Genomic DNA, 9,543 nt, shown 5'->3' with positions numbered 1-9,543 from the left:
GGATAAACATCATTGGTTTGATAATATTGATATTTTCCTTGACCACCAATCATTTTCGGGGCTTGATAAATAATTAATTGGTCTACTAAATCTTGTTCTATAAATTTACTTACTAATGTCGGACCTGCTTCTACCATGATTTGAGCATAACCTGCTTCATAAAGTTGATATAGAACATTTTTTAAATTTGATCCTTCTTTATTTACTATTTCGATGTTTTGATTTTCATTTACTTTGAAATGGTTAGAATCTGACATAACAATTACAGGATTGTTTTCATCCTTAAAAATCTTTAGTTCTTCATTAAAATCAGATTGTTGAGTTAAAATAATTCGTTTAGGGTCTTTTAATTCTTCGCTTCTAGTTGTTAACAATGGATCATCTTCACGCACTGTCATACCACCCGTAATAATGGCATCATGCTGACTTCTTAAGTTCAACACATCTTGTTTCACTTCTTTAGATGTAATCCATTTACTTTCTTTGGCATCAGTTGCAACTTTTCCATCCATACTTGTAGAAATTTTTAACGTTACAAATGGTAGTTTAGTGTTTTGTTGTTGAAAAAAACTATTATATAAAGCTTGAGCTCTTTCAGAAGGCTCATGCGATACTTCAATTCCAGCTTCTTGTAACATTTCATGTCCACTATTTTTTAAAGATTGGTCTTTCACCGCATATACAACTGATTTAATGCCACTATCTATAATAGCTTTAGAGCATGGCGGTGTTAGCCCATAATGAGAACATGGTTCTAACGAAACGTAAATAGTAGCATCTTCTGCTTGAGTACCTGCCATCTTTAAAGCTTGAATTTCCGCATGAGACTCACCTTTTTTTAAATGTGCACCGAATCCGATAATTCTATTATTCTTAACGATTACAGCACCAACTGAAGGGTTTGTCCCAGTCTGACCTTGTAAACGGTCTGCTAAATCAATAGCAAATTCTAAATATTGATTCATTTAAGTTCCTCCTAAAATTAAAAAAACCACCAGAAAATTGAATTTTCGGTGGTTGGGAGTAAAAAATGTATCAGGAAATAAGCCTTTATTATTAAAGACATTAACATTTTAATATAACGAAATAAGCGTATAGAATACGCTGTCGTCTATTCTTTCTCCCATCCAGACTCTAACTGTCGGCTTCAGAATCACACTGAATCAGCCATAAACAAAAACTCATTTATGGGTCGCGGGCTTTATACCGCCGGTTGGGAATTTCACCCTGCCCCGAAAGAATATATTATTAAATTATATGCATCAGTAATCACTGATGTAGCCATTTTATACTATAATACTAAGAATTACAAATTAATATTCTTATAGATTTACTTCTTTTTGGATTGAACCTTTTTAGCTTTTTTTCTTTCTTCTAGTTCAATATACAAGTCTTTTACAGCTCGAACGGATTGATCAACTAATAATGAAACACCATTTACATCAAAATTCACACCAGTTGTTAATTGACCAATCACTTTTAAATTAGGCATTGTTCCAAACTTAGGACTAATAACTTCATTTGTATATGGAAGTACAAGAATACCTCCGAATGGATGAGCTGCTATGATTTGTTTGTTTTCTAGCCCTTTTATAAAATGTTCATCTTCAGTCAACTCAGATAAGTGTTTTTTAGGTCCTGTAGCATTAATTACATAATGATAACTGTCTTCATTTTCTACATTTTTATATTTTATTCTAAATTTACCGTAATATTTTCGTACATTTTCTAATCCTTCTTTAACGATAATATCACCGTTCTCAATCCAGTCAATTAACTGCTTTGCAGACGATTGTGGCATAGGATTAGCATTGCGTTTAAAGTGATGACCATATTTATCTAAAAATGCTTTCTTATCATCGATAGTCATAGCGTTCCAAAGTGGAATCATATGATGTTTAACTTCTTCAATAAAAGATTGAAAATGTCCAACTTCATCCTCATGTCTTAAGTCATATTTCATGTTATATACATTATCTTTTTTGAATCGATATAACATTTTCTGTAGGTTAATATTTTGATATTCACATTCTTTTTTAAATAATTTTTCTACATCTTTTAAAGGCACTACACCTTTATGTGATTTTTTGAATTTTTCAATTGCTTTATCATTTATATATTTCAAATCAATTTCATGTCTTATCCCTCTCACACTAGGAAATTGCGCATTTCTTGATGTTACAACTAAAGGCAAACGCTCATGATTTTCCATGACATATCTAATAACATCTACAGAACTTAGCCCAGTACCTATAATTGCTATATCATCATTTTGTTTCACATTACGTAAAGCTCGAGTAGTAGGATAAGGTGATTCAATATAACCTGATAATCCCGATAATTGATAAGGATCTTTATAAGGTAGCATACCAATTGTTAAAAATACATAATCATATTTTTGACAGACTGCTTCATCATCTTCTATATAGCAAACATCTATTTTATATTGTCCACGTTCATCTTTAATCTCTTCAACATAACAACTATCAACTTTATGCTTATGAACAAAAATATTATCATGTTTTTGTAGCAATTTATTTAAAATGGATTTCATATAATGACCAAATACTAATCTTGGTAAATATTTTGCTTTACCATAATCAAATTCGTCATTTTTCTTATACCATTTTTTAAAATCTTTCTCGTTTTGTGGATCTAGTGACATTTGATTAGCTGGTAAATTAATCAATAATCTATCACTATCATTTTGAAATGGTTTCCCCATTCCCATATCTTCAGCATTATCAAAAATATCTACCGTAATATTTTTGAATTTTTTATGCTTAGATAATTGATTAAGTGTACTGACGCCTGCTGTACCCATACCTATAATTGCAACTTTCAAATTAAACGCCTCCGTTTTTAATTTTGCATGATATGCAAAAATTTAGCATACTTTTAAAATCTATACTTTATCCCCATATTTTCTCTTTATATAAATTTATCATAATATGATTCTCAATTTGTCGCTTTCATTTAAATATTCCTTTTTTCTAATTCAGATAAACATAGAATTCATACTATCAGTACCTTTTATAAATATGCAACATATATGTTATAATTATGAATGTTAATATTTTGAATTTTGATAAAGGAGAAGTGTTATGTTATCTATAGAAGACTTAACTAAAGTTTATCGTGGCGGTAAAAAAGCAGTAGACAGTATCAATATGGAAATTGAAACTGGTGAATTTATAGCATTTATCGGTACTAGTGGTAGCGGGAAAACTACTGCATTAAGAATGATCAATCGTATGATAGAACCTACAAGTGGAACTATCATGTTAAATGGAAAAGATTTAAGCAAGATGAATCCAGTGAATTTGAGAAGGAATATTGGTTACGTAATCCAACAAATCGGATTAATGCCACATATGACAATACGTGAAAATATTGTTTTAGTTCCAAAATTACTTAAATGGACGAAGGAAGATAAAGAGAAAAAAGCTAAAGAACTTATTGAACTTGTCGACTTACCTGAGTCTTATTTAGATTTATACCCATCTCAATTATCTGGTGGACAACAACAACGTATTGGTGTTGTAAGAGCCTTAGCAGCTGATCAAGATATCATCTTAATGGATGAACCTTTCGGAGCATTAGACCCAATTACAAGAGATACACTTCAAGACCTAGTTAAAACATTACAACAAAAACTAGGAAAAACGATTATATTTGTAACACATGATATGGATGAAGCAATTAAATTAGCTGATAGAATTTGTATTATGTCTCAAGGTGAAATCATCCAATTTGATACACCGAACAATATATTAAAAAATCCAGCTAACGACTTTGTTCGTGAATTTATCGGACAAAACAGATTAATACAAGACAGACCTAACTTAAGAGTTGTAGATGACGCTATGAAGAGCCCAATTACTATAACTTCTGAAAAAACAATCGACGAAGCTGTAATTTTAATGAGAGATAGACGTGTCGATACTTTATTTGTTACTAATGATAAAGGAAAGCTTGTTGGTTATATAGATATAGAAGATATAAACGAAGGACATCGTAAAGGTGCAGATATTATTGATATTATGCATCGAGATATTTATACCGTAAAAACTGGTACAATGCTTCAAGATTCAGTACGTACTATATTAAAACGAAATGTTAGATTAATCCCTGTCGTAGATCATCAATATTACATAAAAGGTGTTATAACAAGAGCGAGTTTAGTTGATATCGTTTACGATTCAATTTGGGGATTATCTGAAGAAGAAGCACAAAAAAGTGATATAAAATAAGGAGTGAATAATAGTGATTGAATTTTTACAAGTTAATGGGAATGAACTTATCCAAAAAACACTAGAACACTTCTATATTTCATTATCTGCTCTATTATTAGCTATGATAGTAGCTATACCTCTAGGCATATTGTTAACAAGAACAAAAACAATTGCCAAAGTTGTATTGTCTATAGCCAGTGTTCTTCAAACAGTCCCTTCATTAGCAGTATTAGCTTTAATGATACCTTTCTTAGGTGTTGGTAAACTTCCTGCAATTCTTGCGCTTTTCATTTATATTTTATTACCTATTTTAAATAATACGTTTATAGGTATTAAAAACGTAGATAAAAATGTAAAAGCAGCAGGTTCAAGTATGGGTATGACTAGATTCCAAGAAATGTTTATGGTCGAATTACCATTAGCAATATCAGTTATAATGAGTGGCGTTCGATTATCTAGCGTTTATGCAATAAGCTGGGCAACATTAGCTAGTTTCATTGGTGCCGGTGGTTTAGGTGACTTTATATTTAATGGTTTAAACTTGTATCAACCAGATTTAATAATTGGTGGTGCGATAAGTGTTACATTAATCGCACTTATTATGGACTTTGTATTATCCAAAATAGAAAATTGGGTAACACCAAAAGGATTAAAAGTTTCAAGATAAGGAGGAAATTGAAACATGCATAGATATTTTAAATTGTTATTGCCGATCATGGCTTTATCTATCATTTTATCTGGATGTTCCCTACCCTTTCTTGGAGCTTCAGGTGATAAAAACTCAGTAAAAATTGGTATGCAAAATACAAGTGAATCTCAAATAATGGGACATATGGATAAACTTATGATTGAACATGAAGCAAAAAAAGATAACGTAGACGAAAAAAATATTCAGCTCATTAATAACTTAGGTTCATCTACAGTTACATTTAACGCACAGAATAATGGTGATGTTAATATTTCGAGTGCAAGATATACTGGTACTGACTTAACTGGCGCTTTAGGTAAAGACCCTATTACAGATCCAAAAAAAGCTTTGAAAGTAGTACGAGATGCATTTGATAAAGATTACAACCAAAAATGGTATGGTTCTTACGGGTTTGAAAATACTTATGCCATGATGGTTACAAAAGAAACAGCAAAGAAGTATAATCTAAAAAAAGTTTCAGATATGAAAAAAGTTGCAAACAAACTAGAAGCTGGTGTTGACTCATCTTGGATGAAACGACCAGGTGATGGTTATCCAGCATTTAAAGAAAAATACGGTTTCGACTTCAAAAAAACAAGACCAATGCAAATTGGTTTAGTGTATGATGCACTAAATACAGGTAAAATGGATGTCGTATTAGGTTATACAACAGATGGACGTATAGCTAGTTATGATTTAGTTGTACTTGAAGATGATTTACAATTTTTCCCACCTTATGATGCAAGTCCTTTGGTTTCAAAATCTTTATTAAAAGAAAAACCATATGTTGACCGTGCAATGAACAAATTAAAAGGAAAAATATCTACAGAACAAATGCAAAAATTAAACTACGAAGCAGACAACAATCTTAAAGAACCTGCTTTTGTTGCAGAAGAGTTTCTAGAAAAGAACAATTATTTTGATGATAAAAAGGATGGTGAGTAATAATGGCTGAAGGAAATGTATGGTCACAATTAGTAGATTATTATGCAACAAATGGCGGATATATATTTCAACTATTTCTAGATCATTTACTCATTTCTGTTTATGGTGTGCTATTTGCGGTTATAGTAGGTATACCAATTGGAATTTTTATTGCTAGATATTCCAAATTGTCAGGTTTCATTATTTCCATAGCTAACATCATTCAAACTATGCCAGCACTTGCACTTCTAGCAATTTTAATGCTTGTTATGGGACTTGGTGCTAACACTGTTGTTATGACAGTCTTCTTATATGCCCTACTTCCAATTATTAAAAATACTTATACGGGTATCAAAAATGTAGATTCAGGTATTAAAGATGCAGGTAAAGGAATGGGAATGACTTCTAAACAAATTTTGACAATGGTTGAACTTCCACTCTCATTATCAGTAATGATTGGCGGAATTAGAATTGCATTCGTTATCGCAATTGGTGTTACAGCAATTGGTTCGTTTATTGGATCATCAACACTTGGTGATATCATAATCAGAGGAACTAATGCTACTGATGGTACTTCACTTATTCTTGCAGGTGCAATACCAACTGCTTTATTAGCTGTACTAAGTGATTTATTATTAGGTTATATCGAGAAAAGACTAGATCCAACTAAGAGAAAGCAAAAAGGACCACAACCTCAAACACTTTCGGAGTGATAAAAAATGAAATTTTTATTTAAAGTAATTACTGCTACAATTGTTATTTTCATACTTTCACCTAAGAAAAAACTTAAATAAATTTTATTAATACCAAAAGTAATTATATAAATCTTTGCTATTAATATTTGGTTAATGTTAATATTGTTTAAAATATAAAGGAGGAATTAGTATGAAATTCAGAGTATTAGGTAGTTTATTTTTATCTTCATCATTAATATTAGCGGCTTGTGGTAATGGATCTGATAGTTCAGATTCTGATACTAAATCAGAGAAAAAAGAAGAGAAAAAAAGTTCAAGTCAAGTAGTTAAAGACTTACAAAGCAATGCTAAAGACGTAAAAAGTTATCACACAGATAATGAAATTAAAGTATCTGCTAAAGACCAAGAAAGTCAAACTGTTAAAGTCGGCATGGATGTTGATGAAAAAGAAACAGCTAAATTAGCAATGGATCAAGCTGGTCAAAAAATGACAATTTACGTTCAAGGTAAAAAAATGATCGCAAAAGTTGATGACCAATGGGTAGACCTATCTTCTCAAGTAGAAGACATGAATATAGATAGCTCATTAGAACAACTTAATTATGAAAAATACGCTAAAACATTAAATTCCTTCAAAGATTCTAAAGCTAAAAAAGTTGACGGTGGCTATGAACTTACATATGACATCAAAAACAAAGAAGATTTTACTAAGCTAGCAAATGCTTCAGGTAACAAAGACCAACTTAAACAATTCGAATCTGAAGTTGATAAAGTATCTGGTAAAGCAGTATTGAAAGTAAATAAAGATAACGAAATTGATTCATATAAATTAGATGCAAAATTAACTAAAGATGACGAAACAGCAAATATGGAAACAAACGTCACTTATGACAAAATAAATGAAGTTAAAGAAATTAAAATTCCAGATGAAGCTAAAGACGCTAAGAAAATAGAAGATTTACAAGGCGGGTCTTCAAGCTCGTCATCATCAAGTAGTTCAAACCAAGCTTCATAAGTTAATTTGATATAGTAAAAAGACCAACAAAGTTCAGACTTTGTTGGTCTTTTTTACTTCTCTAGAACTGCTTTTAACGTACCTCTTATAAGCAATTTTGCCTAGATCTGCTTTTAACGCACCCCTTATCAGCAATTTTACTTAGAATTGCTTTTAACGAACCTCTTATCAGCAATTTTACTTAGATCTGCTTTTAACGCACCTCTTATCAGCAATTTTACCTAGATCTGCTTTTAACGCACCTCTTATCAGCAATTTTACCTAGATCTGCTTTTAACGCACCTCTTATAAGCAATTTTGCCTAGATCTGCTTTTAACGCACCTCTTATAAGCAATTTTGCCTAGATCTGCTTTTAACGTACCTCTTATAAGCAATTTTACATAGAACTGCTTTTAACGTACCTCTTATAAGCAATTTTACCTAGATCTGCTTTTAACGCACCCCTTATCAGCAATTTTACATAGATCTGCTTTTAACGTACCTCTTATAAGCTTAACCGCCGAAAGAATGCGTATTTAAATATATATTTCCAACGATTTTGTACGTGCGGACGCCTGAGGGAATAGTATGCGTGAGAGACTACAGGCTCGAGCCATACCCCTAGGCAAGCATGTACGTACAAAATCGTAAGATTGTATAAAAATAGATTATTAGTAACGATTTTGTACGTGCTGACGCCCGAGGGAATCGTATGGGTGAGAGACTACAGGCTTGAACCATACCCCTAGGCAAGCATGCACGTACAAAATCGTAATATAAAAAATAAGCATATCACTGTAAAACTGAAACGATCAGTTAAGTGATATACTTATTTATTTTGAGTTAGGATTTATCTCCTAAGCACGCTTTATTTATTTTTTTGTTCTTCTTGTTTATCTAGCTTTTCGTCTAATGATTTTACTGACAAGGATTTGTCTGTATCTTTGTATTTATATACAATATAATACTTTCCTTCTGTCTTAAGTTCTTCATAAAAATCTGATATGATACGCGCATTACTTTGTGCCCATTTTATATCTGTTGCATATTGATGTACACCTGGTTTTTTAGGATTCCATCTCATGCTATATAATGTATTCTGGTCTGGATTGGATAAATAATGGTCATGTATGAACTTAGCTCCACCTGAAATAGCTTTTTGCGGAGTATCCCAATCTCGTTTTTTAGCATACCTTGCACCAGTACCTATTGGATCATTATCTAATGCACCTACACCATAAAAATTATAATATTTTTTGCCATCAGATTTTTCTTTAGACTTCGTCACTTTACCTTTATCTGTAAGTAATACACCATTCGCTAATTCACTGTGATGATTCCCAGTTTCTAAAATAGCATGAGATATTAAATACACTTCGTTCACATGCTCTTTTTTAGCTGCTTTTAGAAATTCAGTTGTATACTTTTCAAGTACTTCTTGTTCTCTTAGCATATGATGGATTCTTTTTTCTTCAATACCTTGATATTCAGATAAATTCAAGAATTGGTAAACTTGCTTTTCATCATTTAATATTTCTTCAACATTCATTACTTCATGAATTTCACTTCTCGAAGCATTTTTCCAATTGCCTGACTCTGTTGCTACTTGCATTTTAGTATCATTTTTATATTGTTTATTTACTGCTTTACTTAAAGTTAATGGTACTTCTACATTATCTTCTTGTTTATCTACTTCATAAAACTTCAAATGATCTGAAATCAAATAATAAAACAGGCCAACAATAATTGATAAGACTAATAATAATACAACTACATTTTTAATTGTTTCTAGCCTGGCATTTTTCATCGTTTCACCTCAAAAATTTGTAAACCTATACTTAATCATAATCTATTACCTAATTTTTACAATTTAAAAAAGTTCACTCTCTATATTCTATAGGATTAGACTATAATATTCAAAAATAAATATGTTACATTTTAATTACTATTATATTTCAAAAAAAAAAGCAAACATTCTATGAAAGTATGTTTGCTTATTTATAAGG

General features: G+C 31.1%; 8 protein-coding genes and 1 riboswitch. Of the genes, 5 read left to right on the top strand and 3 right to left on the bottom strand.

Annotation, left to right across the window (positions count from 1 at the left end; genetic code table 11):
• Positions 1–965: bifunctional diaminohydroxyphosphoribosylaminopyrimidine deaminase/5-amino-6-(5-phosphoribosylamino)uracil reductase RibD (ribD, locus tag CD129_RS10545; RefSeq protein ID WP_126577751.1), on the bottom strand; the 965-nt coding region annotated here is incomplete at its 3' end.
• 146 nt (positions 966–1,111) lie between these two features.
• Positions 1,112–1,244, bottom strand: a riboswitch (FMN riboswitch).
• An 86-nt stretch (positions 1,245–1,330) separates the two neighbouring features.
• A complete protein-coding gene (locus CD129_RS10540; protein WP_115337307.1) occupies positions 1,331–2,845 on the bottom strand; it encodes an FAD/NAD(P)-binding protein in 1,515 nt (504 codons plus the stop codon).
• 259 nt (positions 2,846–3,104) lie between these two features.
• Between CD129_RS10540 and CD129_RS10535 the strand changes: the two genes are divergently transcribed.
• From CD129_RS10535 to CD129_RS10515, 5 genes are all read left to right on the top strand, one after another.
• A complete protein-coding gene (locus CD129_RS10535; protein ID WP_078357579.1) occupies positions 3,105–4,253 on the top strand; it encodes a betaine/proline/choline family ABC transporter ATP-binding protein in 1,149 nt (382 codons plus the stop codon).
• A gap of 13 nt (positions 4,254–4,266) precedes the next feature.
• Positions 4,267–4,902, top strand: coding sequence for an ABC transporter permease (locus CD129_RS10530; protein WP_107509649.1), 636 nt, complete (start codon positions 4,267–4,269; stop codon positions 4,900–4,902).
• A 15-nt stretch (positions 4,903–4,917) separates the two neighbouring features.
• Positions 4,918–5,868 carry an osmoprotectant ABC transporter substrate-binding protein gene (locus CD129_RS10525; protein ID WP_115337306.1) on the top strand — a complete coding sequence of 317 codons (951 nt, stop codon included), beginning with the start codon at positions 4,918–4,920 and terminating at the stop codon, positions 5,866–5,868.
• 2 nt (positions 5,869–5,870) lie between these two features.
• Positions 5,871–6,560: an ABC transporter permease gene (locus CD129_RS10520; RefSeq protein ID WP_078357582.1), complete on the top strand. Its 690-nt coding sequence runs from the start codon at positions 5,871–5,873 to the stop codon at positions 6,558–6,560.
• 172 nt (positions 6,561–6,732) lie between these two features.
• Positions 6,733–7,557, top strand: a complete 825-nt coding sequence (locus CD129_RS10515) for a DUF6612 family protein (protein WP_115337305.1) — start codon at positions 6,733–6,735, stop codon at positions 7,555–7,557.
• 848 nt (positions 7,558–8,405) lie between these two features.
• Here CD129_RS10515 and sagB read toward each other — a convergent pair.
• Complete coding sequence (gene sagB, locus CD129_RS10505) at positions 8,406–9,344, bottom strand: peptidoglycan release complex glucosaminidase SagB (RefSeq protein WP_078357584.1); 939 nt, start codon at positions 9,342–9,344, stop codon at positions 8,406–8,408.
• Positions 9,345–9,543: the final 199 nt, after the last annotated feature.

This window comes from Mammaliicoccus fleurettii, assembly GCF_003970575.1.
Classification (GTDB): domain Bacteria; phylum Bacillota; class Bacilli; order Staphylococcales; family Staphylococcaceae; genus Mammaliicoccus; species Mammaliicoccus fleurettii.
This window is presented reverse-complemented; position numbering and strand designations above follow the sequence as displayed.

Excerpts from the sequence above, each read along its gene's own strand:
- CD129_RS10515 (WP_115337305.1), top strand. The coding sequence starts at position 6,733 with ATGAAATTCAGAGTATTAGGTAGTTTATTTTTATCTTCATCATTAATA.
- CD129_RS10520 (WP_078357582.1), top strand. The coding sequence starts at position 5,871 with ATGGCTGAAGGAAATGTATGGTCACAATTAGTAGATTATTATGCAACA.
- CD129_RS10525 (WP_115337306.1), top strand. The coding sequence starts at position 4,918 with ATGCATAGATATTTTAAATTGTTATTGCCGATCATGGCTTTATCTATC.
- CD129_RS10535 (WP_078357579.1), top strand. The coding sequence starts at position 3,105 with ATGTTATCTATAGAAGACTTAACTAAAGTTTATCGTGGCGGTAAAAAA.
- sagB (WP_078357584.1), bottom strand. The coding sequence starts at position 9,344 with ATGAAAAATGCCAGGCTAGAAACAATTAAAAATGTAGTTGTATTATTA.